At 65.1% G+C, this 24,011-nt stretch carries 19 protein-coding genes and 1 pseudogene; 1 reads left to right on the forward strand and 19 read right to left on the reverse strand.

All coding sequences use genetic code 11. The features are described 5' to 3' along the window. Both Q0629_RS09995 and dapF read right to left on the reverse strand, forming a co-directional pair. Nucleotides 1-658: YitT family protein (locus Q0629_RS09995; RefSeq protein WP_298782047.1), on the reverse strand; the 658-nt coding region annotated here is incomplete at its 3' end. Nucleotides 659-681: 23 nt separating this feature from the next. Beyond that, nucleotides 682-1,545: a diaminopimelate epimerase gene (gene dapF / locus Q0629_RS10000; RefSeq protein WP_298782049.1), complete on the reverse strand. Its 864-nt coding sequence runs from the start codon at nt 1,543-1,545 to the stop codon at nt 682-684. A gap of 274 nt (nt 1,546-1,819) precedes the next feature. Here dapF and gyrB point away from each other — a divergent pair. After that, nucleotides 1,820-3,747, forward strand: a pseudogene (gyrB, locus tag Q0629_RS10005) (DNA topoisomerase (ATP-hydrolyzing) subunit B). 118 nt (nt 3,748-3,865) lie between these two features. Here the strand turns inward: gyrB and Q0629_RS10010 are convergent. The 17 genes from Q0629_RS10010 to Q0629_RS10090 form a co-directional block, all read right to left on the reverse strand. Beyond that, the gene (locus Q0629_RS10010; RefSeq protein WP_298782051.1) at nt 3,866-4,834 is read right to left on the reverse strand and encodes a Gfo/Idh/MocA family oxidoreductase; all 969 of its coding nucleotides are present in this window, start codon (nt 4,832-4,834) and stop codon (nt 3,866-3,868) included. A 155-nt stretch (nt 4,835-4,989) separates the two neighbouring features. Then, nucleotides 4,990-5,772 (reverse strand): polyphenol oxidase family protein, encoded by a 783-nt coding sequence (locus Q0629_RS10015; RefSeq protein WP_298782053.1) that lies wholly within the window; start codon nt 5,770-5,772, stop codon nt 4,990-4,992. Next, a complete protein-coding gene (locus Q0629_RS10020; protein ID WP_298782055.1) occupies nt 5,765-7,117 on the reverse strand; it encodes a folylpolyglutamate synthase/dihydrofolate synthase family protein in 1,353 nt (450 codons plus the stop codon). The genes Q0629_RS10015 and Q0629_RS10020 overlap by 8 nt, the downstream gene beginning before the upstream one ends. 88 nt (nt 7,118-7,205) lie before the next feature. Continuing rightward, nucleotides 7,206-8,036, reverse strand: a complete 831-nt coding sequence (locus tag Q0629_RS10025; RefSeq protein WP_298782057.1) for an SPOR domain-containing protein — start codon at nt 8,034-8,036, stop codon at nt 7,206-7,208. 30 nt (nt 8,037-8,066) lie between these two features. Continuing rightward, nucleotides 8,067-9,284: a cell division protein FtsZ gene (gene ftsZ, locus Q0629_RS10030; protein WP_298782059.1), complete on the reverse strand. Its 1,218-nt coding sequence runs from the start codon at nt 9,282-9,284 to the stop codon at nt 8,067-8,069. 372 nt (nt 9,285-9,656) lie between these two features. Continuing rightward, nucleotides 9,657-10,931, reverse strand: coding sequence for a cell division protein FtsA (gene ftsA / locus Q0629_RS10035; protein ID WP_298782061.1), 1,275 nt, complete (start codon nt 10,929-10,931; stop codon nt 9,657-9,659). After that, complete coding sequence (locus Q0629_RS10040) at nt 10,932-11,693, reverse strand: hypothetical protein (RefSeq protein WP_298782063.1); 762 nt, start codon at nt 11,691-11,693, stop codon at nt 10,932-10,934. It lies immediately after the preceding gene. A gap of 35 nt (nt 11,694-11,728) precedes the next feature. After that, the gene (gene murB, locus Q0629_RS10045) at nt 11,729-12,652 is read right to left on the reverse strand and encodes a UDP-N-acetylmuramate dehydrogenase (RefSeq protein ID WP_298782065.1); all 924 of its coding nucleotides are present in this window, start codon (nt 12,650-12,652) and stop codon (nt 11,729-11,731) included. Between the two features lie 122 nt (nt 12,653-12,774). Then, entirely contained in the window at nt 12,775-14,172 is a 1,398-nt protein-coding gene (murC, locus tag Q0629_RS10050; RefSeq protein WP_298782067.1) for a UDP-N-acetylmuramate--L-alanine ligase, read from the reverse strand. A gap of 49 nt (nt 14,173-14,221) precedes the next feature. After that, nucleotides 14,222-15,280, reverse strand: coding sequence for a UDP-N-acetylglucosamine--N-acetylmuramyl-(pentapeptide) pyrophosphoryl-undecaprenol N-acetylglucosamine transferase (locus Q0629_RS10055; RefSeq protein WP_298782069.1), 1,059 nt, complete (start codon nt 15,278-15,280; stop codon nt 14,222-14,224). 16 nt (nt 15,281-15,296) lie between these two features. Continuing rightward, nucleotides 15,297-16,463: a putative peptidoglycan glycosyltransferase FtsW gene (locus tag Q0629_RS10060; RefSeq protein WP_298782071.1), complete on the reverse strand. Its 1,167-nt coding sequence runs from the start codon at nt 16,461-16,463 to the stop codon at nt 15,297-15,299. Continuing rightward, complete coding sequence (gene murD / locus Q0629_RS10065; protein WP_298782074.1) at nt 16,460-17,845, reverse strand: UDP-N-acetylmuramoyl-L-alanine--D-glutamate ligase; 1,386 nt, start codon at nt 17,843-17,845, stop codon at nt 16,460-16,462. The genes Q0629_RS10060 and murD overlap by 4 nt, the downstream gene beginning before the upstream one ends. Before the next feature lie 120 nt (nt 17,846-17,965). Continuing rightward, the gene (locus Q0629_RS10070) at nt 17,966-18,910 is read right to left on the reverse strand and encodes a phospho-N-acetylmuramoyl-pentapeptide-transferase (protein ID WP_298782076.1); all 945 of its coding nucleotides are present in this window, start codon (nt 18,908-18,910) and stop codon (nt 17,966-17,968) included. Continuing rightward, nucleotides 18,907-20,304: a UDP-N-acetylmuramoyl-tripeptide--D-alanyl-D-alanine ligase gene (gene murF, locus Q0629_RS10075; protein WP_298782078.1), complete on the reverse strand. Its 1,398-nt coding sequence runs from the start codon at nt 20,302-20,304 to the stop codon at nt 18,907-18,909. The genes Q0629_RS10070 and murF overlap by 4 nt, the downstream gene beginning before the upstream one ends. A gap of 16 nt (nt 20,305-20,320) precedes the next feature. Next, entirely contained in the window at nt 20,321-21,781 is a 1,461-nt protein-coding gene (locus Q0629_RS10080) for a UDP-N-acetylmuramoyl-L-alanyl-D-glutamate--2,6-diaminopimelate ligase (protein WP_298782080.1), read from the reverse strand. Next, nucleotides 21,778-23,451 (reverse strand): penicillin-binding protein 2, encoded by a 1,674-nt coding sequence (locus Q0629_RS10085; RefSeq protein WP_298782082.1) that lies wholly within the window; start codon nt 23,449-23,451, stop codon nt 21,778-21,780. Before Q0629_RS10085 ends, Q0629_RS10080 begins: the two co-directional genes overlap by 4 nt. A 46-nt stretch (nt 23,452-23,497) precedes the next feature. Next, nucleotides 23,498-23,884 carry a hypothetical protein gene (locus Q0629_RS10090; protein ID WP_298782084.1) on the reverse strand — a complete coding sequence of 129 codons (387 nt, stop codon included), beginning with the start codon at nt 23,882-23,884 and terminating at the stop codon, nt 23,498-23,500. Nucleotides 23,885-24,011: the final 127 nt, after the last annotated feature.

Raw genomic sequence — 24,011 nt, forward strand, 5'->3', positions numbered from 1 at the left:
TGACCTCGTCCGGGATGTTGGTGATGATGAGCGCCTGCTTGCGCTTGTCGAAGTTTCGGGTCATGTTGTCCAGCATCACCCCGCAGATGTACACGCTGACCACGCCGTAGACCACCGACTCAAGGCCCACCACGCCCAGGGAGAACGCCAGGATGACGACGTTGTAGATGATGGAGAAGCGACCCACCTCCAGGTCGTAGCGTCGGCGCAGGACTGCGGCCGCAATGTCGAAACCTCCGCTGGAGCCCCCCACGTTGAACATCGCCCCCATGCTGACGCCCTTCAGGAAGCCTGAGATCACCGCCGCCATGAACTTGTCCTCCGTGATCGAGAACGGAAAGCGCGAGAAGACCGCGAGGAAGCCGGAGAACACGGCGACGGAAAAGACCGTCAGGGCCAGGAAGTGCAGGCCCAGGTCCCTGCGCCCCCAATAGATCAGCATCAGGTTGACGCCGACGATCATCCAGTTGGGAGAGAGCCCGAACAGGTAGTTCGTCAGCACCGCGATGCCGGGCACCCCGATGTCCGGAAAGCGATAGGGCAGCGTGCAGTACGCCACCGCGAAGGCATAGACGACGTTCGCCAGGACCAGGACCAGGAGGGCCCGCCATTCCCTGGCGCACAGCTGCCGCAGGGAGCTCAGAGTTTCCTTTGCCATTCCCATTCTTTTCCCTCGTATTCTCAAGCGTATTTTTTCGGAAGCGCCGGGCGCCAACAGCCGGCGTCGAAGGCCTCCGGCAGGAGCCGGACCTCCGCGATCATCAGCGCCCCTCCCTCAAGCCTCGGCTGCACGACGTCCGCCCCCACCCACGTGAGGCTCACGTCGTTCAAGCCGCCGGGGTTCAACACCCGGACCTCGTCCCCCACGACCTTCATGAGGCGCCCTACAATGGCGCTCGCCACAGACCCCGTCCCGCAGGAGAGGGTGATGTCCTCCACGCCCCGTTCGTAGGTGATGACGTCGAGCACTCCCGCCAGTAGGTGGGCGAAGTTCACGTTGGTCCCCTCCGGGAAGAGGTCCCGTCGGTTGCGGATCGCGCGTCCCAGCAGAGCGTACTCCGCGATCGACCGGCGGCGTTCCTGCTCGAAGATCACCACGTGAGGCACGCCCACCACAAGGAAGGAGTAGGTGAGGTCACAACCCTCCACGGAGGCGTGGGCCCGCAGCACCGCCGACGCGGTGTTGACCGGCGCCAGGTCCAGGGCGACGCGGTCCCCCCTGACGGCCGCGTTCACGTCGCCTCCCAGCGTTTCAAAGGTCATCTCCCGTCCCGTGATCCCCCGCTCGAAGGCGAAGCGCGCCGCGCACCGGGCGCCGTTGCCGCACATCTCCCCCTCGGAGCCGTCCCGATTGAACAGGCGCATCCGAAACGCTGTGCGCTCCGAGGGCTCCAGCACGAGGAGGCCGTCCGCCCCCACGGACTCCCTGCGCCGGCAGACGGCCCGCGCCGTCCGGGCGAGGGTCGAAGCGTCCATCGCCAACGACAGGTTGTCCATGACGAGAAAGTCGTTCCCGTTTCCGTTCATCTTCAGGCAATCAATCATTTTAGCCACCTCCGAGCCGACGGCCGCAAGACGCCTGGCAAGCCCTGAGAATGCGTCGTCTTTTGCGGGAACTCCCCTTCCGAAGCTCCTCAAATGCGGTATAATAAATCAGTTGGACCTCTTTGCCAACGTCGCTTATCAAGCAATTTATCATAGCAGGCCCGCGGAAGAAAGTGCTGAGTAAAACTACACGACACGGCCTTTCCGCCAAGAGGAAGCCTAGCCGCCTGCCGGTCGCGATTCAGGAGGGAACATGGACAATAGAACGCAGGGGATGCAGAGCGCCATCAACGACTACAACGCCAACAAGATCAAGGTCCTTGAGGGGTTGGAGGCGGTGCGCAAGCGTCCGGGGATGTACATTGGCGATACGGGGCCCAGGGGGCTTCATCACCTGGTCAACGAAGTGGTCGACAACTCCATTGACGAAGCGATGGCCGGCTTCTGCACCCGAATCGACGTGACCGTCCACAAGGACGAGAGCGTTACCGTCCAGGACGACGGCCGCGGGATCCCGACGGACCCGCACCCCTCGAACGGACGGCCGACCTGCGAGGTGGTGCTGACGCGCCTGCACGCCGGCGGCAAGTTTGAACAGGGCGCCTACTCGGTGTCGGGAGGCCTTCACGGCGTGGGCGTTTCCGCCGTCAACGCCCTCTCGGAGTGGTTCGAGGTCACCATCGCGCGAAACGGCATGGAGCGCACCCAGCGCTTTGAGCGCGGCGTGCCCGTCACGGACCTCTCGGAGGGCGTGCCCGTCGATTGGCAGGGCACGAGGATTCACTACCTCCCCGACAAGGAGATCTTCGAGGACGTCCACCACTCCCTGGAAACCCTCAAGAGCCGCTTCATGGAGCTGGCCTTCCTGAACGCCGGGGTTCGCATCTTCGTCACCGACGAGCGCAGCGGCGAGAGCCGGGAGTACCACTTCGAGGGGGGCGTCAGCGCCTTCGTCCAGTACCTGAACCGCGACAGGACGACGCTCTTCGCTCCCCCGGTCGTCATATCGGGTGAACGGAACGACATCAAGGTGGACATGGCCCTTCAGTACAACGACGAGTATCAGGAGCGCATCCTCACCTACGCGAACCTGATCCACACGGTGGAGGGCGGCACGCACCGGCTGGTGCGCACCTCATGGGCCTGCGCCAGGCGCTGACGCGGGCCCTCAACGAGGCGGCGCGCGGCGGCAAGCTCTTGAACGACAAGGAGGACAACCTCACGGGCGACGACCTGAAGGAGGGACTGACCTGCGTCCTCTCCGTCAAGCTCGTGGAGCCCCAGTTCGAGGGACAGACCAAGACGAAGCTCGGCAACAGCGACGTGCGCGGCGCGGTGGACTCCGTCGTCTACGAGGGGCTCCTCTCCGTCATCGAGGAGCGGCCCGACCTCGTCCGCCCCATCGTGGACAAGGCGCTTCGGGCCCGCAGGGCGCGCGAGGCGGCCAAGAAGGCCAAGGAGCTGGTGCGCAAGGGTGCCATGACGGGGATGAACCTTCCGGGCAAGCTGGCGGACTGCTCCTCCAAGACGCCGGAGAACTCGGAGATATACATCGTCGAGGGGGACAGCGCCGGCGGCAGCGCAAAACAGGCGCGCGACCGCACCTTTCAGGCTATCCTGCCGCTGCGGGGCAAGATATTGAACGTCGAAAAGGCGCAGGAACACAAGATGCTTCAGAATCGCGAGATACAGACGATCATCACGGCGCTGGGGTGCGGCATCGGCACGGAGTTCAACGCGACGCGGCTCCGCTATCACAAGATCATCATCATGACCGACGCCGACGTGGACGGCGCGCACATCAGCACGCTGCTCCTGACCTTCTTCTATCGCCACATGCCGGAGCTCCTGACGGAGGGGTACATCTACCTCGCCCAACCGCCGCTCTACCGCGTGCAGAGGGGCAAGCAGGTCCACTACTGCTACACGGAGAAGGAGCTGCGCCAGCAGGTGGACGGCGCGCCGGACCCCGACAAGGTGGGCGTGCAGCGCTACAAGGGGCTCGGCGAGATGAATCCGGAACAACTCTGGATGACGACGATGGACCCCGCCAACCGCATCCTGAAGAAGGTGGAGCTGGACGACGACCTCCTGGCCGACGAGTACTTCGACATCCTGATGGGCGAGAGGGTGGAGCCGCGCCGGGAGTTCATCACCACCAACGCCAACTCGGCCAAGAACGTGGACCTCTACGCCGGTTGACGCGCGAGGGGTTCACCTGCAAGGTAAAAGTGACGCGCTCCGGCGGAAAAATCTGCCGGAGCGCGTCAACGTTTTCTCTGGAAATTGATCCGGGGCCTGCGGGGAGGGCCGACGCCGCTCAGGCCGTCGCCCGTTCTCCCGACGCCGCCGCCCCGTCGTGGATCTGCCTCAGCACCTCGATGGCGACCTCAAGGGCGCGCTTGCCGTCCCGAATCCCCACCAGGGGCTGCCGCCTGTCCCGGACGCAGCTCACGAAGTGGGCCAACTCCAGCTTCAGCGGCTCGTTCTTGGGGAAGATCGGGCTCTCGAGGATCTCCATCTGTCCGTCGCTGCTGCTGACGCAGCGGTTGATCTGCACCGTCTGCGTTTCGTAGTTTACCGTGATCTGGCGCTGGCGCTCCATGATCTCCAGCTGGCGCAGCTTCTTCTCCGACACGCGGCTGACCAGGATGTGGGCCACCACCCCATTTTCAAAGGTGATCTGGGCGTCCGCGATGTCCTCGTGCTCCGTAGAAACGCAGGCCCCCGCTGCAGCGATGCGGGCGATGGGGGACGGGACCAGGGAGAGGACGATGTCGATGTCGTGGATCATCAGGTCCAGCACGACCCCCACGTCGTTGATTCTCGGCGAGAAGGGGCCGATGCGTTTGGACTCCAGGTAGATGGGCTTGTGGGCCGTCTGGGAGATGTAGCGGATCGCGCTGTTGAAGCGCTCTATATGCCCCACCTGAAGCACCAGGTCCTTCTCCGCCGCCAGCCGCAGCAGGTCCTCCGCCTCCTCGGGGCGGGTCGTGACCGGCTTCTCGATCAGGACGTGAAGCCCCGCCTCCATCGCTCGCTTTGCGATCTCATAGTGCAGGCTCGTTGGAACCACGATGGAAACGGCGTCCGGCGCCTGACGGTCAATGAGCTCCTCCAGGCTCCCATAAGCGGGGACGCCCAGATGAGCGCCTATTGAACGCGCCCTCTCCGGATCGTTATCGGCGACCCCCACCAGGCGCGCGTCCAAAAGCTCCGTATAGACCCGCGCGTGGTGCTGTCCCAGGTGCCCCACCCCAATGACGCCAAACCTCTTTATCGATTCCATAACGTCACCTTCCAGACGAGATACAAAGTGTTCGTGCCGTATGCGCGGCAGCTGTGTCGTCCCCTGTTTATCTTTATCCCCGCTTCGGCGTCCTTTGTGGCGCACCGCCGCTCCAAAACGCTCCCAAAAAATGAAATTTCTTCGCGGTGCAGCGGTCAGAGCAGTCGAAGGTGCAGGAACATCCGGTCCTCGCGGTCCCCTCCGCGGTAGGAGTAGCAGCGTCCGTCGGAGGCCGTGTCCATCCCCGCAACGTGAACCCGGTCCTCAGGGACCCCGCACTCCATCAACTGCCGTCGAATCTCGCCCGCGATATCGAAATGGAAGCTCTGTCCCATCCTATCGACGTTCTCCGGATGGAAGGCGCTGAGGCCGCGCTGCGTCCACTCCTCAAGCGTTCGGGGGTAGCTTCTGCCGGCGATGCAGGGGCCGATCCACGCGGAGGCGGAGGCCGCCGCTCCCCGCCCCATCGAACGCTCGACCTCCAGAAGGCCCGATTGCGCGATGTTCTGGACCGTGCCCTTGTAGCCCGAATGGAGGATCAGCGCCCACGGGCCGTGCCGCCGTGCCCACTCCTCCGAGGGGAGCAGGAGGACCGGGGCGCAGTCCGCGAAGCGCAGAGAGGCGTCGAGGTCGCTGCGCGTCAGCAGGATGCCGTCCGCCTCCACCTGCGCCGGCAGAGCAACCTCAGGAGCGGCCTTCAGAATTCGGACCCCATGCACCTGGCGGGGGGCGACCAGGGACCGACCTTCGTCGAGGAAGTCCGGCGCGAGGCGATCGCGGATCGCCGCGGCGCGCCCTCCCGTTCCCGCGAGCAATGGGCCGCGCATAAAGAGGCGGGCGGAGGCAAAGGAGCGGGCCGGCAGGAACTCCAGGACGTTCTGACCCTGCGGAAGGCCCAGCCGAAAGTGCTCCCGGTCGGTTGCGCGCTCCTCAAACACGGCGGGGTCCTCCGTCCTCAAGCGCTTCCTGCAGCCTGGGCCGTACCCACCCGATCAGGTAGAGGCTGCCGCAGACGAGCACGACCTCGTTCTCCCGACGGGCCAGCGCCGCTGCCTCCAGGGGCGAGGCGAAGGACCGGGGCTCATTGCGCCAGGGAATTCCCGCCGACGCGCTCAGCAGGTCCTGAGCCGGGAGGCACCGCTCCATGTCCGGCACCTCCGTGGCGTAGAGGGCTGGGGACAGCGCGCTGAGGAGCGAGAGGCACCCCCGATAGTCCTTATCCCGCATCGCCGCGTACACCACGCCTAGCCTCTTGCCCTTCCAAAGCTCCCTGGCGCTCTCGACGAGCTTCTTCACCCCGTCCAGGTTGTGCCCCCCGTCCAGGACGACCGTCGGGTCGTGGGCGATGACTTCGAGGCGCCCGGGCCATCGGGCCTCCTCGATCCCCTGCAGGATAGTCCGTTCCGCCAGCCCCGGGAACCTGTCCCGAACCTGAGCGAGGGCCAGGAGCGCCAGCGAGGCGTTCGACAGTTGGTAGCGCCCCGGCAGACGGGTGCGGACGCGGTCAAGACGGAGGAGCGGAGAGCGAAAGTCGAAGGTGCAGCCCGACTCGTCCATCAGGACGTCCTCCAACCGAACCTCCTCGGAGACGACGTGAGGCAGCGCGCCCACCCTCCCGCAGAAGGCCTTGAAGAGGGGGATCAGCGCCGGGTTGTCGCCCATGAAGCAGGCAGGAATGCTGGGCCTCACCACGGCGAACTTCTCCCCGGCGATCTCCTCCAGGGTGTTCCCCAGAAACTCCATGTGGTCCATGGAGATGGAGGCCACGACGGAACACACGACCTGCCCCAACAGGTTCGTCGCGTCCAGCCGGCCGCCCAGTCCCGCCTCGCCGACCCCCACCTGCGCCCCCTCCCCTTCGGCCAGCAGGAAGGCCGCTGCCGTCACCAGTTCAAAGTAGGAGGGAGGGTCCTGCGCCAGAAGGCCATCCTCCCGCACCGGCGCAACCACCTCCCTGACGGCGGCCAGCCACTTTTCGCCCGCAATCGGTTTTCCGTCGATCAACAGGCGCTCCGCGGGGCTCTCCAGGTGGGGGCTGCTGTAGAAGGCGGTCCTGTAGCCCGCGGCCCGCAGCACCGACGCCAGGAACGCGCAGGTGGACCCCTTTCCGTTGGTGCCCACGACGTGCAGGGCCGGCCACCGATCCTGTGGACTCCCCAGGAGGTGGAGCAGCCGCCCGATCCGCTCCAGGCCGGGGCGGATCCCCTGAGAGGCCGCACCGTTCAAAATTTGTTCCATCTCCAAAAACGCCGCAGCATCCGAAGGGTTCATTGCACGATTCATCGGACCACTCCCTCGCTTCCGACAAAGGATTCCAACAAAAAAGCTCCGGGGGACTTCACTCCCCGGAGCAAACGTGAGATATCACAAATTAACGCTGGGCCGGTGGGATGGCGTAACTCTGTGGGAATCCCAGCTTCTTGAGCTGCAGGATAGCCGCATCCGCGGATTGTTTTGTATTTCCGGCCTGTACCCAGACCTTATGGAACCTCGGTCCAGAAAACACCGTCGCCTTGTACCCGGCCTTCGTCAGTTTTGCAACCGTTTCCTGCGCAATTCCCTTCGAGGAATAGGCTCCCACTTGAACGCGCCACACGGCCGTTCCCTGCTGAAGGGGCTTCTGAGGCGCGGGGGGCTTTGGCTTTTGCTGCGGGGCCGGCTTGGGCTGCGGAGGCTTGACAGGATCAGGCTTAACCTCCGCCCGGGGCTTCCTCTGCCCCTGAGGAGGTGAAGCCTCCTTCTGTTTCACCGGCGTACGGTCCACCTTCACCATGCCCGCTCCAGCGTCCTTAGAGGAAGTGGTCGCTGGGAGGGGTAATGGAGTGGGGCGTGCCGTAGTGTTGCCGTAGGGGATGACCGTAACGTCCAGGGGCAACGGGGCTTTGGGGTTGGAGAGCAACTCCGTCCCCCCGTCGGCGCTGTTCGTTCCGATCCTCGTGAGATCGGCCTGCGGAACCTCCTCCACCGTGGGAACCTCGGCATCGGTCGAAGATGTCGTCCCCGACAGGGGCTCCTCCGCCTGCGGGGGAAGGACCTCCGAGGAGAAGGCCAGGCCATTGACAAAGAAAAGTTTCCCGGCAACCACAAGAAGGCCGATCGCCACAACTCCGACGAACGGCAGGATGATATCTCCGAAGGAGAGGATAAACCCCTTCTTCTTGATCTCCCTATGTCTTGATCGCCTCGTGATCCTTCTCTTCAACGGTGCTGCTCTCATTCCTCGCCCCTTCCGTTACTCCTTAGGGCGCCTTCTGAAGATGGCGGGCTGGTCGTAGGGCATCTTGGGCAGGCCTCGGAACGGCGCCATCTCATCCTCGCTGGGGGACTGCAGCCTGGTCTCCTCGAAGCTCCCGCGCTCCTGCCTTCCGAAGATCGTCCTCGCGTGGGACGTCTGCTGCGTTCCCTCGTTCCTGGCGGCCGGCTTTTCGGGCACTCGGTTGGAGGAGGGCGCCTTGCGCCCCAGGGCCCGTCCCTCCGGGAACCCCGTCGCAATGAGGGTCACGCGGACCTTGCCGCCCATCTTCTCGTCGATGACGTGCCCCCAGATCACCTCCGCCTCGGGGTCCGCCGTCGATTTGACGACCTCCGCCGCCTTGGACATCTCCATCAGGGTGATGTCCGGCCCCGTCGTCACGTTGAAGAGGACGCCCTTCGCCCCCTCCATGGGCACCGACATCAGCGGGGACTTGATCGCGGCGCGCGCTGCCTGCTCCGCCCGGTTGTCGCCGTCGCTCTCCCCAATCCCCATGATCGCCGTCCCGGCGTTGGACATCACCGTCCGCACGTCCGCAAAGTCCAGGTTGATGAACCCCGGCTGGGTGATCAGGTCCGTTACGCCCTTGACGGCCTGGTAGAGCACCTCGTCCACCATCGCGTAGGCCTCCGTCAAGAGCATCTTCTCCGCGTTGCCCAACTGAAGCAGCCGGTCGTTCTCCACGATCAAAAGGGCGTCCACGCACTTTTTGAGGTTTTCAATGCCGCCCTGAGCCGTCTTGAATCGCTTCTGCATCTCAAAGTTGAACGGCAGGGTGACGACGCCGACCACGAGGGCCCCCGATTCCTTGGCAGCCGCAGCGATCACCGGCGCAGCTCCCGTCCCCGTGCCGCCGCCCATTCCGGCGGTCACGAAGAGCATGTGCGCGCCCTCTATGTGCTCTTTAATGCACTCCAGGGACTCCTTCGCGGCCTCCATGCCAACCTCCGGGTTCGCGCCGGCTCCAAGCCCTCCCGTCTTCTTCTCGCCAAGGATAATGTGGTTGTTCTTCGGGGCCCGGTTCAAGGCCAGCGCCTTGGCATCCGTGTTGGCGGCGATGAACTCCACGCCCTCCAGGCCGGATTCAATGATGTGGTTCAGAGCGTTGCCGCCTCCGCCGCCCACTCCAATGACGATGATATTCTCCCGCTGCTTCATCGAATCGTCGGAGAGCTCAAACATCTGTCCCTGATCCATCTGCCATCCTCCCAGCTGCTTTTACTTCGACATTCATCCGGTGCCCCGGCCTGTTGCAGGCGGCAGGAATTCTTTTCGAAATCAACAAATCCCCAGCCCCGCGCCATACACGACATCACGCTATGCGGCACACTGCATCCCATTCTATGTTAATTAGAGGACGAACTCACCCGCCGTGCCACAGGAAAAATACAGAAATTCCAGAGGAAGCGCTGATCAATCTTAAAAATGATCAAGGATCATCAAACGAAGGGGTTCCTTCAGCGCTTCCCCGAAGGTTCCCCCACGCGCTTCGTGCGGCCTCGGTGAAGTTTCTGGCGCTCATGGGGACCCGTACGGTTTATCGTCCTCAACCACTGGGCCAGTGTTGCCCTAGAAGAGGTCCTTGAATTTCCTGGCAAGCCCGCCGAGAAAGCTCCTCAGGTTTTCCGCCGTCGGCTCCGGCTTCTGGGAGTCCGTCATGGGGTCGTTCAGGTACTCGGTCGACAGGCGAACGTCCTCGGAGTTGGGCTCGACAAAGAGGTGAGAGTAGCTGTTGCGGTAGGTGTTGTAGCGCAGGAGCCCCGCCGCGCTGACGTAGGAGGTGTCCTCTCGTCCGGGCGGCATCGCGTAGATGGGGTGAGCAACGCGAACCTTCATCTGCAGGACCTCCCCAAGCATCTCCACGATGCCCGGCGTCTTGGCCACTCCACCGGACAGGATCACCCCGCCGGGGAAGAGCTGCGGACTGCAGTCCGCAAGGGCCACCCGGACGTAATCCATTAAGAGCTCCTCAATCCGGGCGCCGATCACCTGGATGGCCATGTCGATGTCGATGCCGTCCCGCCGGAGAGATTCGTCGTCCTCCATGAAGATGCGCTTTTTGACGTCTTCGGCATCCCGCAGGGAAACGCGAAGGACGGTGGCCAGGTCGCTCGTGATGTGTTCTCCCCCGATGGGGATGCTCATGATCTTGAAGGGACGACCCCCGCGATAGAGGACGAGCCCCGTCGCGCCGCCGCCGATGGAGAGCGAGATGCAGCCCATCTTCATCTCCTCCTCCATTACGGACCCCAGCGACGCGGCCAGGGGCTTCAGCACAAGCCCCTTCACCCGAATTCCCGCCCCCTCCTGAACACAGGTGAGGACGTTCTGGGTATAGGTCATGGGGACTGAAACCGTCTGAAGCATGATCTCTAGGCGTTTCCCCGTCATGTTCAGGGGTTCGTCCACGGGACGGCCGTCCAGCTCATAACGCACCGGGATCGTATGGACCGAAAAGGTGTTTTTGGGGAGTTCAAGGCGGCTTTGAGCGGCCTCAATCGCCCTCATGAGGTCCGCCTCCTCGACGCGCCTCGGCTCCCGTCCGTCCAGGGCCACCATTCCCTCCGTCATCACGCTGTTCACGTCCAGCGAATTGAAGGCAACGATCGCGGAGTTGATGCGCTGGTTCGTGATGTTCTCCGCCTCCCGCAGCGCCCGCTTGACGGACTGGGTCGCCTCCTTCAGGTTGACGATGACGCCCTTGGAAAGGCCGTGAGAGGGGGAGTAGCCCATACCGATCACCTGTACAGCCTCTGGGTAGCGCGGGTCCTGCTCCGCCACAATCACGGAGATCTTCGTGGTGCCCACGCTAAGTCCGACTAAGGTATCCGACTCCCTTTGCAATTACTTCAAACTCCCTTCTTCTGGCCCGCCCGGCAAATCTCTCAACAGGATCTTGCCCTTATACGTGGCATCGATCAGGTGATTTCCGCCCTCTTTCGAGAGTTTTGAAAAGAGTTCTTCAAGCCCGACGCCCAGGTCCTGCCCCTCATATTTTTCAGGCTGTATCAAGAGCTCAAAAAGCTGTTTTTCGCGCCTGAGCTTCAGGCGAAACAGATCCGCCCCCGCCCTGCGGTCCCAGGCGATGTCCTGTACCGCACGAAACCATTCGTACCTCTGGTATTCGTCCAGGAATCCGGCGAGCGCATCCAGCGACATCGGAAAGTCAAAGACACCGGAGGGAGGCCGTTCTCCGTCCTCCTTCAGCTGGGGCAGGCGCCACGTCGGGCCCAGCCCCAAGTCAGCACTCGCCATGTGCCCCTGCGCCTCCGCGACGTTCCACATGCGCCCTTCCCGCGAAACGCACCACAGCTGGTCGTACCACCGCACCTTCAGCCACGGCGTCAGCCGCTTGATCGCGGTCGCGAACCTTCCGACCCGCGGCATCGTCGTGACCACGGACACCGGTATGTCCCGTTCCAAAAACTGCTTTAGCACCTCCGCGTCCTTCAAAAAGTACGGCCAGAAGCGAAAACAGCGCGACGGGAACACCGACCACAGCCGCTCTTCCAGGGCAGGGTCCTGAGCGTCCACCCGGTAGCCGCTCAAGGGCATCCACGCCCTGTATTCCACGAGGCGCCAGAGGCCGCCCAGGAGCAACGACATCAAAAAAACCCTCGACCAGCGCACGCCCTTTCTCCCTAGCAGGCACTCTGTATATCAAGCCCGATCACGCGGACCTCAGGTTCGAGGCGGACCCCCGTCCTTGCAAGCACCGTCGCCTGACAAAGCTGCATCAACGACAGGACGTCGGACGCCGTCGCGCGCCCCTCGTTCACGATAAAATTCGCGTGACGCTCGGACACCCTCGCTCCTCCGACGGACATCCCCTTGCAGCCGCACCGATCGAGCAGACGCCCGGCGCTCTCGCCGGGGGGGTTCTTAAAGCTGCACCCCGCGCTGCGGGCCCCGATGGGCTGCGCGCTTCGCGCCTCACGAAAACGAGCCAGCTCCGACTCGATCCGTTCCCTTCCCGCTGGATGAAGGAGCATCCGGCAGCCCAGGAAGACCCGGCCGGCCTGAGTCAGCGAAAAGCTGCGATAGGCAGCGACGAACTCTCCCTCCTGCCACTCCCTCAAGGAGCCGTCCCGCTCAAGGGACGTCACCGCGGTCATGAACTCCCCCACGCTTCGTCCTCCGGCTCCAACGCTGCCGGCGATGGCACCACCCACCGTACCGGGGATCCCGGCGACGAACTCCAAGCCGCCGAGGCCTTGCCGCACCGCCTCGGTGAGCACGGCGGAGAGCGGATGTCCGGCCTGCGCCTCCACGACCGCCTCCCCCTCCGGCGCCCTGCGCCAGACGGCCCCGTTCCACTTTCGCATGGAGAGGACTACGCCGGGGATCAACCCATCGGCGAACAGGACGTTGCTCCCCCCTCCCAGCGCGTGAACCGAAACCCCAAAACGGGCGCTCGTCCGGCAGACGGCCTGGAGGTCCTCAAGGCGGGAGGGCTCGACGTAGTACTCTGCGCTCCCTCCAACGCCGAGCGTGGTGAGCGGCGCCAGGGGCCTCTGCCGCTCCACGGGACAGCTTAAACTTCTCTCCAGCTCATCCGCAAACATTCCCGCTCCTCATTCACAAAAGACATTATATCCTAGTCGGTCGAATCGGGGCGCAACAATCGTGCGAATCGGCCACAAACTCTCCCGTAGAACGCGGAGGTTCGCCCTGAATGCGTCATGGGTCAGCCCTTGTTCCAGTTCCCCAATCCTTCGAGGAATCGTTCGCCCACTTGAAAGACGTTTCCCGCGCCCATCGTGAGCACCAGGTCCCCATCCCGCGAAAGCGCCTGCACCGCCCTCAGCGCGTCGTCCTCGTCCCTGCAGAAGGCGATGCTCTTCCCCGCCCTCCGGAGCTTCTCGACGATCGCCTCGGCCGAGACCTGCAGGGGGGGCTCCCCCGCGCTGTAGATGGGCAGCAGGAGGATCTCGTCCGCCCCGGCCAGGGCTGCCGTCAGGGGCTCCACCAAGGCCGCCGTTCGCGTGTAGCGGTGCGGCTGGTAGAGCAGCAGGATCCGCCGGTCAGGGTATATCCCCCGAAGTGCGGCCAGCGTTGCGGCGATCTCCGTCGGGTGGTGGGCGAAGTCGTCGATGACGGTGACTCCGCCGAGGGTCCCCTTCGTCTGAAGGCGCCGCGCCGCCCCGTGAAAGTCCCTCAGGGTCGCTGCAGCCTCCTCGAAGGGGACCCCCAGGACATCTGCCGCGGCCAACGCAGCCAGCGCGTTCAGGACGTTGTGCTCCCCCGAAACGGAGAGCTCAAGGGGACCAAGGGGCGTTCCCTTGCGGCACACGCTGCAGGACATCCCCCCGGCCGCCCTGGGGACGAGGTCGAAGGCCCCCCAGTCCCAGGACCTCCCCCAGCCGTAGCGCAGGATCGGGCCCTGCACCCCCTCAAGCATCCGCTGGGCTCCCTCGTCCTCGGCGCAGACGATGAGCGGTGCCCCCGCCTTGCGCTCCGAGGCAAAGCGCGCAAAGGCCTGGACGACGTCCTCAAGGGAGGGGAAGTGGTTCACGTGGTCCCAATCGACGTTGGTGACGATGGAAACGGCGGGTCGAAAGAGCTCAAAGGAGCCGTCGCTCTCGTCCAGCTCCGCCAGAAAGAGGCGTCCCTCTCCCAGGAGGGCGCTCGTCCCCATATCCCGCATCTGAGCTCCCACGTAGAGGGTGGGGGCGAGGCCGGCGCGGGACAGGATGAGGCTGAGCATGGACGAGGTCGTCGTCTTCCCGTGCGTTCCGGCCACCCCCACGCCCGAAGCTGCGTTGAAGAGCCAGCTCAGCGCCCTGCCCCGTCCGACGGTCCGGACCCCTCGCGCTCTCGCGGCCTCAAGCTCATCGCAGGCTTCGTCGACGGCGCTGGAGTAGATCAAGAGCTGGGGGTCGAAGCGCTCGACGTGGTCGCCCGAGTGCCCCAGCATGCACTCCATCCCCAGGGCTTCCAGCTCCTGAACCGAGGCCCCTCGGCTCAGGTCGCAGCCGCTGACCTGAAACCCCATCCCGGAAAGCAGCTTCGCGAGGGACGCCATCCCCGCCCCTCCCATGCCCATGAGGTGGACCCTTTCCACTCCCTCAAGTTCTGTCACCATATCAAGAACGCCTTTCTTTACAGCTCACTTGAACGCCCGGCAATCGCCATCAAAGTCCTGCGGCCCGTGCGATCGCCACCGACGCGGCGTCCTCGCCCACAGGGACCGAAGCCCTGCCGCGCTCCAGAAGGTCCTCGATCACGCCCGCAAGGGGCAGGGCATCCCCCTCCCTCCAGAGGACGCCTCCCCCCGCCTCGACGAAAGAAAGGGCGTTGCGCGCCTGGTGCCCGTCTGCGGCCTGCATCCAGGGGACGGCCACTGTGGGGAGGCCCCACCTCAGGGCCTCCGCCAGGGTGGAGGCACCCGCACGGCAGATCAGCGCATCGCAGAGCGAGTAGAGGGGGTCCACGTCCCATCGGCGCCCGACGAAGTGGACGCCCTCTCGGACGGCTCCCACGGGAGCATCCCCCAGGAGGACGAACTCCACGGGCACAGCTCGGCCTTCAAGGGCACCCGCAGCCCTCAGCGCTTCCTTGAGCAGCGCGGCGCTGCCCAGGGAGCCGCTGATGACCCCGACGACACGGGCCCCCTCCTTGAGCGACAGGCCAAGCCGCCGCTCCGCCTCCGCACGGGACAGACGGTGCGGCGTTCTGACGGGGATCCCTGTCAGAACGTGAGGGCCATGAAGGCCCAGACACTCCTCCCATCCGGCGGCGATCACCGCCCCCAGCCTGGAGGCCAGCCGCGTCACCCGGCCCGCTACGGCGTTCTGCTCGTGGAACACCACCGGGATCCCGCGGAGGTGGCAGAGCAGGAGCGGGGCAAAGGAAACGTAGCCGCCAAACAGGAAAGCGGTCTGAGGGCGCACCTCGGCCAGGCAACGCGAAACCTCCCTGAAGGAGGAGATTAGGGCGAGGGAACGCCTCAGGACCTTCAGCGGGGACCGGACGCCGAGGGGGGACCCCTCCAGGGAAAGCCGGATGGGAGTCACGCCGGCGGCGGCGTAGATCTCCGCCTCAAGGGGCCTGAAGCCCGACAGGTAGGAAACCGCCGCGCCGCGGTGCCCCTCAAGCCACCGCCCGAAGACGAGGGCTGGAAAGATGTGCCCTCCCGTCCCACCGGCGACGATCAACACGCTCTTCGCGTCTCCCCCGTTCCTTGCACACATCAAACGCCCGCCTCCATCAGCTCTCCCGCCGCGCCTGACGTCCCGACACCTCAGGAAGCTCTTCCATCCCCAGTTCCCGACCGCGCAGCGTTCGATCGACCGCCATCAAGACCCCCACCTTTGCCCACATGAAGAGCAGCGAGCTCCCTCCGGCGCTGATGAAGGGGAGTGGAACCCCCGCCAGCGGCATCAGCTTCATCACGCCACCCAGGTTCAGGAACATGGGGCACACCACCGACGCCGCCATCCCCAGGGCGAGCAGGGAAAGAAAGGGGTCCTCGCTCCGCCGGTAGATCCGGTACGCCCTCCAGGTCCACAGCGCGTACAGCGCAAGGAGGAAGGCCGTCCCCAATAGGCCGAACTCCTCCCCTATCGCAGGAAAGACGTAGTCCGTCTGCGCCTCCGGGAGGTAGCGGTCCTCCTGCAGCCCCTTTCCGATCCCCACGCCCGTAAGGCCGCCGTTGGCAAAGGCCACGAGCCCCTGAATGATCTGAAATCCCTTGCCGGTGGGGTCGGACCATGGGTCCCAAAACGCATAAAATCGCCTCATGCGATAGGGTGCCTGCCAGATCAGGAACGCAATCAGGAAAAAAGCCAGGATGCCCCCCAGCACGGGGTACTTCCACCCCCGACTCTCCACGTGCATCAGGCAACAAACCCCGATCACCACAAGCGCCCCTCCCAGGTTGGGCTGCAGCATGAGGGGAAGCACCGAGAGGAAGATCACCAAAAGCGTCGGGCGCACAAAGGCATCAAGCCCCTCCCGGCGCGACGCCGTCATCCGATCGGCGAGAAAGATGGGCATGGTGAAGAGGAGGACCTCAAGGGGCTGAAAGTTGAAGCCCAAGAGGCTGATCCAACGGCGCGCTCCGCCGGCCCTCAGCCCCAGGCCGGGGATCAGGGTGCCCCACAGGAGCGCAAGGGACACCAACCAGAGAAGCCCACAGTGCCGACGCAATGCCTGAGGCGAAAACATGACGCAGCAGACCATGGCCGTCATTCCAAGGCCCAGAAACTGAAACTGTTTCAACGGAAGGGCGTAGGGGTTACCGCCCGTCATGCTGTTGCGCAGGGAGAGGGACGCGATCATCACCAACCCGCAGAGGCTCAGGATCATGGGGATGCCCCAGATCAGGAACGTCCCCCTCTGCCTCAGTCCCTTCCCGTCGTCGTTCGGCTTCAATTCGGCTCCTGCAGGCCGCGGACGATGGAGCAGAAGTGATCACCCCTCTGCCCGTAGTTCTCGTACATGTCCCAGCTGGTGCAGGCTGGGGAGAGCAGGACCGTCATCCCGGGACGGGCCAGGGCTCGGGCCTTTCCGACGGCATCCTCCATATCCTGCGCCAGGGTCACCGCCGTGAAGCCCGCTCCCTTCAGCGCCGCCGCGATCGCATCCCGCTCCTCCCCCAAGAGGACGGCGGCGTCCGCTTCCCGCAAGACGCCCTTCGCAAGCTCCGCGTAATCCTCCCCCTTCCCGCGACCTCCTAGGATGACGACCTTCCGGCCGGGGAGGGCGGTCATGGCCGTCACCGAAGCGGCGATGTTCGTCCCCTTGGAGTCGTCCACGTACAGGACGCCATCGACGACTCCAGCCCGTTCACAGCGGTGGGGCAGCGGGAAGAAACCCTTCAGAAGCGTTGCCGCGTCCTCCTCCAGGCCGAGGAGGCGGAGGGCAGCCATGCTCATGGCCACGTTCTCCAGGTTGTGACCCCCAAGGAGCGTGGTCTCCGAGTACCGAAAGAGCGGCGCCTGCTCCCCCTTCAGGCGCAGCGTCGCCCCCTCCTCTCCCATGAAGATGTGTCCCGCCATCTCGTGCTCTGGCCTCTCCTCCCAGCTCAGGGTGATGACGCGCTCCTCTCCCTCGGCCTTCAGGGCCTCTACGTCGCGGTCCTGCACGATCCCCCACCCAGAAGAGGCGCGCAGCGACAGTATCTTCGCCTTCGCCGCAACGTAGGCCTCGTAGCTGCCGTGCCAGTTGAGGTGGTCCGGGGCAAGGTTGGTGACGATGGAAACGCAGGAGGAAAGCGTGTGGGCCCACTCCAGCTGAAAGCTGCTGAGCTCCAGGACCACGGCGTCGAACTCCCTGCCCGCAAAGACCGAGGCTGCCCTGCCCAGGTTCCCTCCGACGGCGACGTTGCGATGCGCAGCGTTCAACATGTGCCCGATCAGGGCGGTCACGGTGCTCTTGCCGTTGCTCCCCGTGACGCCGATCAGCTTGCCTCGAAGCTGCGGGATCACGAAGTCCAGCTCTCCAATGAGGGGCGTCCCACGCTTTCGGGCCGACAGGACCACCTCGGAGGTCGGCGGGATGCCAGAGCTGAGCAGCATGGCGTCCGCCTCAAAGGCCCGCTCCGTGTGCCCGTTCTCCTCCCAGGCGATCCCGTTCCGTGAGAAGAGCTCCGCGACCTCTGCGGACACCCCCTTTTGTTCCGTCACGAAGACCCGCGCCCCGATGCGGGCAGCCAGCAGCGCAAGCTCCCGCCCGCTCACCCCGGCGCCCACGACCGTCAGGCGCTTGCCCTTCCAATCGGAAGAATCCTGCAATTGCTGCAACTGATTATCCATCACGACAGAAAATTCACCTCTCGTGCGCCGCGCTGCCGCGGCATCAAAAAACGATCGAAAACCGCTCTTCTTTCGGCAAATCCTCCGGAGCGGCTCGTTTTGCAACCCTGCCGGCAGCCGCTAACCCTCGCCCCCGATGCAGAGCAGGAGCAGCGAAAGCCACGCGGTTCCGACGGCCTGAACGAGCCAGAAGCGCGTCGTCACGAGGCTCTCATCCCAACCCATCCGCTGAAAATGGTGGTGGAGGGGCGCCATCAGGAACACGCGCCGGTTCAGTTTGCGGATCGTGAAGATCTGGATGGCCGACGTGAGCATCTCGATCCCAAACAGGAACCCCACCGGGAGCAGGGCCAGCAGCCGACCGTTCGTCACGCAGAGCCCGGCCAGAGCGCCGCCGAGAAAGTGCGCCCCCGTGTCCCCCATGAACGTGCGCGCCGGGCGCAGGTTGAAGAACATGAAGCCGGCGGTCATGAAGAACAGCATGGACACCGTCGCGACGTTGAACTCGGACGCCGGGATCAGAAGGGGCAGGGCCGCCAGGGAGATCATCGTACACCCTCCCGCCAGGCCGTCGAGGCCGTCCGTTATGTTGACCGCGTTCAGCATCCCCACGCACCCGATGAAGATCAGGGGGGCCAGGAGCGGCCAACCGAGGTCGAGTCCCGGCCAAAGGCCCGCGCGTCCCGTCAGAAAGACCAACAGGACCCACAGGCCGCAGACGACGAGCTGTACCTTGAGCTTCGTCATGCTGCGTAAGCCCTCGCTGGAACGGCTGAAGAACTTCAACCCGTCGTCCAGGAGGCCAATAAAACCTCCCGCCAGGGGAAGGGACCAGAAAGTCAGCGACTCGACGCCCCAGGTCAAGGCCAGGCCCAGCAGTGCCAACACCAAGAACACCGCGCCGCCCATCGACGGCGTAGCGGCCTTGACCTCCACGTCGATGCCCACCCCGTAGCTCTTCTGCGCCTGCGTCAGACTGACGCGCCGCTGAATGTGAAGCCAGACGTACTGCAGAACGAGGCTGAGGCAGAAGAAGGCCATCCCCCACAAGGCCGCCCGCGTCATGAGGCGGCTCCCCCATGCTCCACAGCGAGGCTCTGCACGACGTTCTGAAGGCCGAGGCTGTTCGACCCCTTGACCAGGAGGCCCGTCCACGACGTCCCGGCGGCGATCTGGAGCGCTTCCTGCCAATCCCGAACGAAAGCGAACCCCGGACGCTCCGACAGCGCGCTCCTCCAGGCGTCCCCCACCAGGACCACGCTCTCCAAACCATTCAAAAGGGGCTCCAGCGCACGGTGATAGTGGAGCGTCTCCCGTCCCATCTCCCGCATCTCTCCCAGGATCGCCATCTTTCCCTCGACCTGCAGTTCTCCAAAGGTAGCTAAAGACGCCCGCATCGACTCGGGGTTCGCGTTGTAGGCGTCGTCCACCAAAAACCTCCTGCCGCCGTCCAGCGACAGGATCCTGCCCCGCCCCTCAAGGGGCTGAAAGCCCCTCAACGCCTCCGCACACTCCGCAAGCCCAATCCCCTTGAGCCCGCCGAACGCCGCGGCAAAGGCGAGGGGCAGCGCGAGGTGGGTCCCCCAGACCCCGGCGCTGAAGCGCGCCGTCGCCCCGTCCCGTTTTCTCAGGTGAAAGGTGAGCTCCGGCCGATTGCCCCGCATCTCAAAACGGGGGGCCTCGATGCAACAATCGGCTCCGTCGCCTCCTATCGAGAGCGTTTCCGCCGTCCTCCCCATTCCCAAGGTCGCACCGCGCAGGGGAAGGCAGTCGAAGTTGTAGAGGAAACGCCTCAACCGCGGGGAGCGAACGATCTCCATTTTACCCCTAAGCACCCCTTCCAGGGAACCGAATCCCTCAAGGTGAACGGGAGCCACTTGAGTGATCGCGGCCGAGGTCGGCGGAAAGAGGTTCGTCAATTCCAGGATCTCCCCCGGCTTGTTGGCGCCAAACTCCAGGAGCAGCACCTCCGCGTCCTGCGGCATGGCGAGGACCGTGCAGGCGCAGCCGATCCTCGTGTTCAGGCTGCGGGTAGCGGCGTGCAGCCTGAATCGCCCTCCCAGCACCTGCTGGAGGGCTGCGCGGGTGGTGGTCTTTCCCACGCTCCCCGTGACGGCGACCACCTCAGGGACCTCCAGGTGCCTCAGGTAGGCCGAGGCCAGCCGGGCCAGGTCCTGCTCCGGCTCCTCCAACTCAACGCAGGGAACGGACAGCTCGTCGGGCCTCTTCCCCCGGCGGACAACGATCAGCCCCGCCCCCCGCTCCAGGGCCTGGGGGACGTACCGGTGGCCGTCCACGCGCTCTCCCTCCAGGGCGACGAAGGCTCCGCCGGGCTCCACGCAGCGGCTGTCCGTCGCGACGTGGGCCGGGAAGGGGCGGCCTGCGGCCTCCTCCGGCAGGGACTTGCCGATGAGGGCGAACATCTCCCCAAGCGACGGCCTCTCCTTCAACGACTTCAACGACGGACGCCCCCTCTCAAGCCCGAAGCCACGCCTGCACCGTTTCCGCGTCGTTGTAGGGCGTCCTCTTGCCGCACCTCTCCAGGTATCGCTCCGGCCCCTTTCCCGATACCGTCAGGACGTCGCCCCCCGACAACCGTTCAAGTCCGCGGCGTACCGCCTCCCCGCGGTCCAGGATCACCTCGTGGGACGCTCCGCCCCGAACCTCTGCGATCCCCGCCTCGATCTCGCTCGCAATCTTCGCGGGATCCTCGTCCCGCGGGTTGTCCATCGTTACGATCACGTGGTCCGCCAGCTCGCCCGCAACGCGGCCCAGGGCGGGGCGGTTTAGGGGGTAACGCCCGCCGCCGTGTCCGAAGACCGATATCACCCGCCCCTTCGTCAGGGCGCGAACCGTGGTCAGGAGGCTCTTGAGGGCGGTTGGGGTGTGCGCGAAGTCGACGAAGCAGCAGGCCCCGTTGGGCAGCACGTAGCGCTCGAGGCGCCCCGGTACCTGCGGGGTGAGGGCGACCCCGCGGACGATGGCCTCATCGCTGACCCGGCCGCGCAGAGCCGTGACCGCGCAGAGGACGTTCCAGACGTTAAACTCTCCGGACAGGGGGCTCATCAAATCCAGCGGACTCAAGCCGCGCATCTCCACGCGCATCTCCGTCCCCTGGAGGGAGGTGCTCCACCGGCTCACGCGGGCAAACGTGTCCTCCGCCGCCATGGAGAAGCCCCTGAGGTGCTCCGGCGCCTCCTCCAGGAGCCGCCGCCCGTAGGGGTCGTCCCCGTTGACCGCCCCCAGGAAACCGGGCTTCACATACCGGGTGAACAGCAGGCGCTTGGCCTGAAAGTAGTCCTCCATCTCCTTGTGAAAGTCGAGGTGTTCCGGGTTGAGATTAGTGAAAACAGGGACGTCGTAGCTCGCGCCCCGCAGCCGTCCCAGGGTGAGCCCGTGGGACGAGGTCTCCATGACGCAGGCCGCGCACCGGTTCCGTACCATGTCCGCAAGCCGGCGCTGGACGACGCAGCTCTCCGGCGTCGTGCGGGTCGCATCGCGCTCCACGATGGTCCCCAAAAGCCCCGTTCGGATGCCCGCCGCCTGCAGGATGCTGCGCAAAATGTAGGTCGTCGTGGTCTTGCCGTTGGTTCCCGTCACGCCGACCATCAGGAGCTTCTCCGCGGGCCTGTCGTAGACGGCTGCCGCAGCGTCCCCCATGACGTCTCGCACCGACGGGACGACGATCGCGGGCAGGCCGACGCCGGGGTCCCGTTCGCAGAGCAGGGCCAGCGCTCCGCGCTCCCTGGCCTCCGCAGCGTAGTCGTGGCCGTCGCTTTTCTCGCCGCGGATACAGCAGAAGAGGGTGCCCTCGCCCACCTGGCGGCTGTCCGACGCCACGTCGCCGATCGACGGGTCCTCCGCTGCGTTTCTGACTTCAAGGGACGGCGTCCGCCCTCGAATCGCGGCGAGGACCTCGGAAAGTTTTATGCTCATAGGGACCCCTTCCTCTGTGCGTAATATTCGAGTTCCGCCATCTCTTCAACGATGGCCCGAAAGGGAGGCGCCGCAAGCTCGCCGCCGTAATAGCGCCCCCCAGTCGGCTCCCCGATGACGAGGAGCATGAGGTACTTCGGATCCTCGTAGGGCCAGAAGCCGATGAAGGAGGCCACGTACCGGTGGCGGCTGTACTTTCCGCCCTCCGGCACCTGAGCGGTGCCCGTCTTCCCCGCCAGCCGGGTGACCTTCGTTTCGGCCCTCTTGCCGGTGCCCTCGACGACGGCGTCCCGCATCGCCTTTCGCAGCCACCTTGCGGTCTCCGGCGTCAGCACCTCGCGCAGAACGAGGGGCGAGCCCTCGTAGACCGTTTCCCCTACGGCGTTGGTCGCCTTCTTCACGATGTAGGGGCTCATCAGCCTGCCGCCGTTGACGATGGCGGCCGTCGCATTGATCAGCTGCAGCGGGGTCACCGCCAGCCCCTGGCCGATCGCGATGTTGGCGGGCACGACGCCGCGCCACTGTTCTGGAAAGGGGACGATGCCCTCCGCCGCCGCCGGCAGTTCGATGTCGCTCTCCTGCCCGAACCCCATGGCTCTGAGGTTCTCGTACATCTTCGCCTTCTCCGCCCGAATCCCGATCTGCGCCATGCCCACGTTGGAGGACTTGATGATCAGGTGGGCGGTGTCGATCCTCCCCATGGCCTTGGAAGCGGCCTCGGCCACGTACCCGTCCGCCACCTTCAGCCGCGCCGGGCAGTTGAACGTCTCGTTCGTCCGGGCCCAGCCGTTCTCCAGCGCGATCCCCATGACGAGCGGCTTGAGGGTGGACCCCGGCTCGTAGCCCCGACTGATCGCGTTGTTCGCGAGGACCTCCGGAGCCAGGCTCCTTCGATCGCCCGGGTCGAAGGGAGGCCAGCTGGCCATGGAGAGGATCGCCCCCGTCCACGGGTCCATGCAGACGGCAGCCGCCCATTTGGCGCCGTTGTCCTTCGCCGTCTTGAAGAGGTGCTTCTCGACGACGTACTGCATCCTGCTGTCAACGGTCAGGGTCACCACGGGCGTCGTGCGCCTTTGCCTCGATACGTCGTTGACGAGGACGGCGGACTGAGCGCCCGGCCGGCGGACCAGGATGCGGTACCCCGGCGGGTTGTAGAGCGTGGAGTCCCAGGCCTGCTCGATCCCCGCAAGCCCTCGGTTGTCGATGTCGCAAAAACCCAGAACGTGAGCCAGGAGGGACTGGTTGGGATACCTTCGGTCCTGCTCTCCGATGTCGAGCAGCGCCCTCAGGTTGAGCGCCCGCAGTTCCGCCCCCTCTTTCGGGGACACCTTTCGGCGCAGCCACATGAATTGAGAATCCCCCGCCTGTGCCAGCCGCGACAGGAGGTCCTCGGACAGCGCTCCCTGCAACGTCAGCGCCTCCTCGGAGGTGAGCAGGCTGGGGTCCACGGCAAAACTCGACACGGGCTCGGAGATCACGAGGGCGTTCTCCCGTTCGTCTTGGATGATCCCCCGGTCCGCCCGCATGGGGACTCGCCGCCAGTATTGGTGCTGGGACTGCTGGATGATGCGCGGGTTCGGGAAACAGTGACGCTCGATCAGCGTCCCTCCCATCAGAAGGTACAGGACGGCGAACGGGAACCAGGGGCTGATCAGATGCCGTTTCCGCAACGTTCTTCCACCTTGGAGGCCAGGACTCGCGCAGGACGGCCCCGCGTCACCGTCGCTCCCCGCCCCAGAGCCAGGCCAAGCTGGCGCGCCACCCGGCGTCGTCGGGACCGGGCGCGAGCCTTCCCGCGGCGGCCAGCCGTTCCTGAGGCCCGACCGACAACGCCTCGACCCGCAGCACCTTCTGCATCCCCAGGCGCTCCTTGCAGTAGGTGTAGATATTGATCGGAGCGACGAGAGCAGACAGTTCCTGCTGCAGCCGAGTTTCCTCCGCAACGTACTGCTGTATGGATTCGTTGATGGAATCGAGTTGATAGGCTAGGCGCGCCGCGTGGAAGCGCAGGAAACCAAGAAGGGCGATGAGGAGGAGCCCTCCTCCCGCCCACAGGATCAACGCGATCCCTCGCCTCGAAGAACGATCCCTTACCTTCTGCATACGAGATTCCGCCCCACTTTCATCCCTGTATCGTCTGCGGTCAACGTCCCTGGCCCGCTCTCCACGCGCTCGGGCTGCGTCCACCGCACTCATCTTCCCTGAATCGACTCGTAAGCCGGACATCCTC

The sequence above is a fragment of the uncultured Fretibacterium sp. genome (assembly GCF_938030725.1).
Taxonomy (GTDB): domain Bacteria; phylum Synergistota; class Synergistia; order Synergistales; family Aminobacteriaceae; genus Fretibacterium.

Coding starts and splice junctions, on each gene's coding strand:
- dapF (WP_298782049.1), bottom strand. CDS start 1,545: ATGATTGATTGCCTGAAGATGAACGGAAACGGGAACGACTTTCTCGTC.
- Q0629_RS10010 (WP_298782051.1), bottom strand. CDS start 4,834: ATGGAATCGATAAAGAGGTTTGGCGTCATTGGGGTGGGGCACCTGGGA.
- Q0629_RS10020 (WP_298782055.1), bottom strand. CDS start 7,117: ATGAATCGTGCAATGAACCCTTCGGATGCTGCGGCGTTTTTGGAGATG.
- ftsZ (WP_298782059.1), bottom strand. CDS start 9,284: ATGGATCAGGGACAGATGTTTGAGCTCTCCGACGATTCGATGAAGCAG.
- Q0629_RS10040 (WP_298782063.1), bottom strand. CDS start 11,693: ATGTCGTTGCTCCTGGGCGGCCTCTGGCGCCTCGTGGAATACAGGGCG.
- murB (WP_298782065.1), bottom strand. CDS start 12,652: ATGTTTGCGGATGAGCTGGAGAGAAGTTTAAGCTGTCCCGTGGAGCGG.
- murC (WP_298782067.1), bottom strand. CDS start 14,172: ATGGTGACAGAACTTGAGGGAGTGGAAAGGGTCCACCTCATGGGCATG.
- Q0629_RS10055 (WP_298782069.1), bottom strand. CDS start 15,280: ATGTGTGCAAGGAACGGGGGAGACGCGAAGAGCGTGTTGATCGTCGCC.
- murD (WP_298782074.1), bottom strand. CDS start 17,845: ATGGATAATCAGTTGCAGCAATTGCAGGATTCTTCCGATTGGAAGGGC.
- Q0629_RS10070 (WP_298782076.1), bottom strand. CDS start 18,910: ATGACGCGGGCGGCCTTGTGGGGGATGGCCTTCTTCTGCCTCAGCCTC.
- Q0629_RS10080 (WP_298782080.1), bottom strand. CDS start 21,781: ATGAGCATAAAACTTTCCGAGGTCCTCGCCGCGATTCGAGGGCGGACG.
- Q0629_RS10090 (WP_298782084.1), bottom strand. CDS start 23,884: ATGCAGAAGGTAAGGGATCGTTCTTCGAGGCGAGGGATCGCGTTGATC.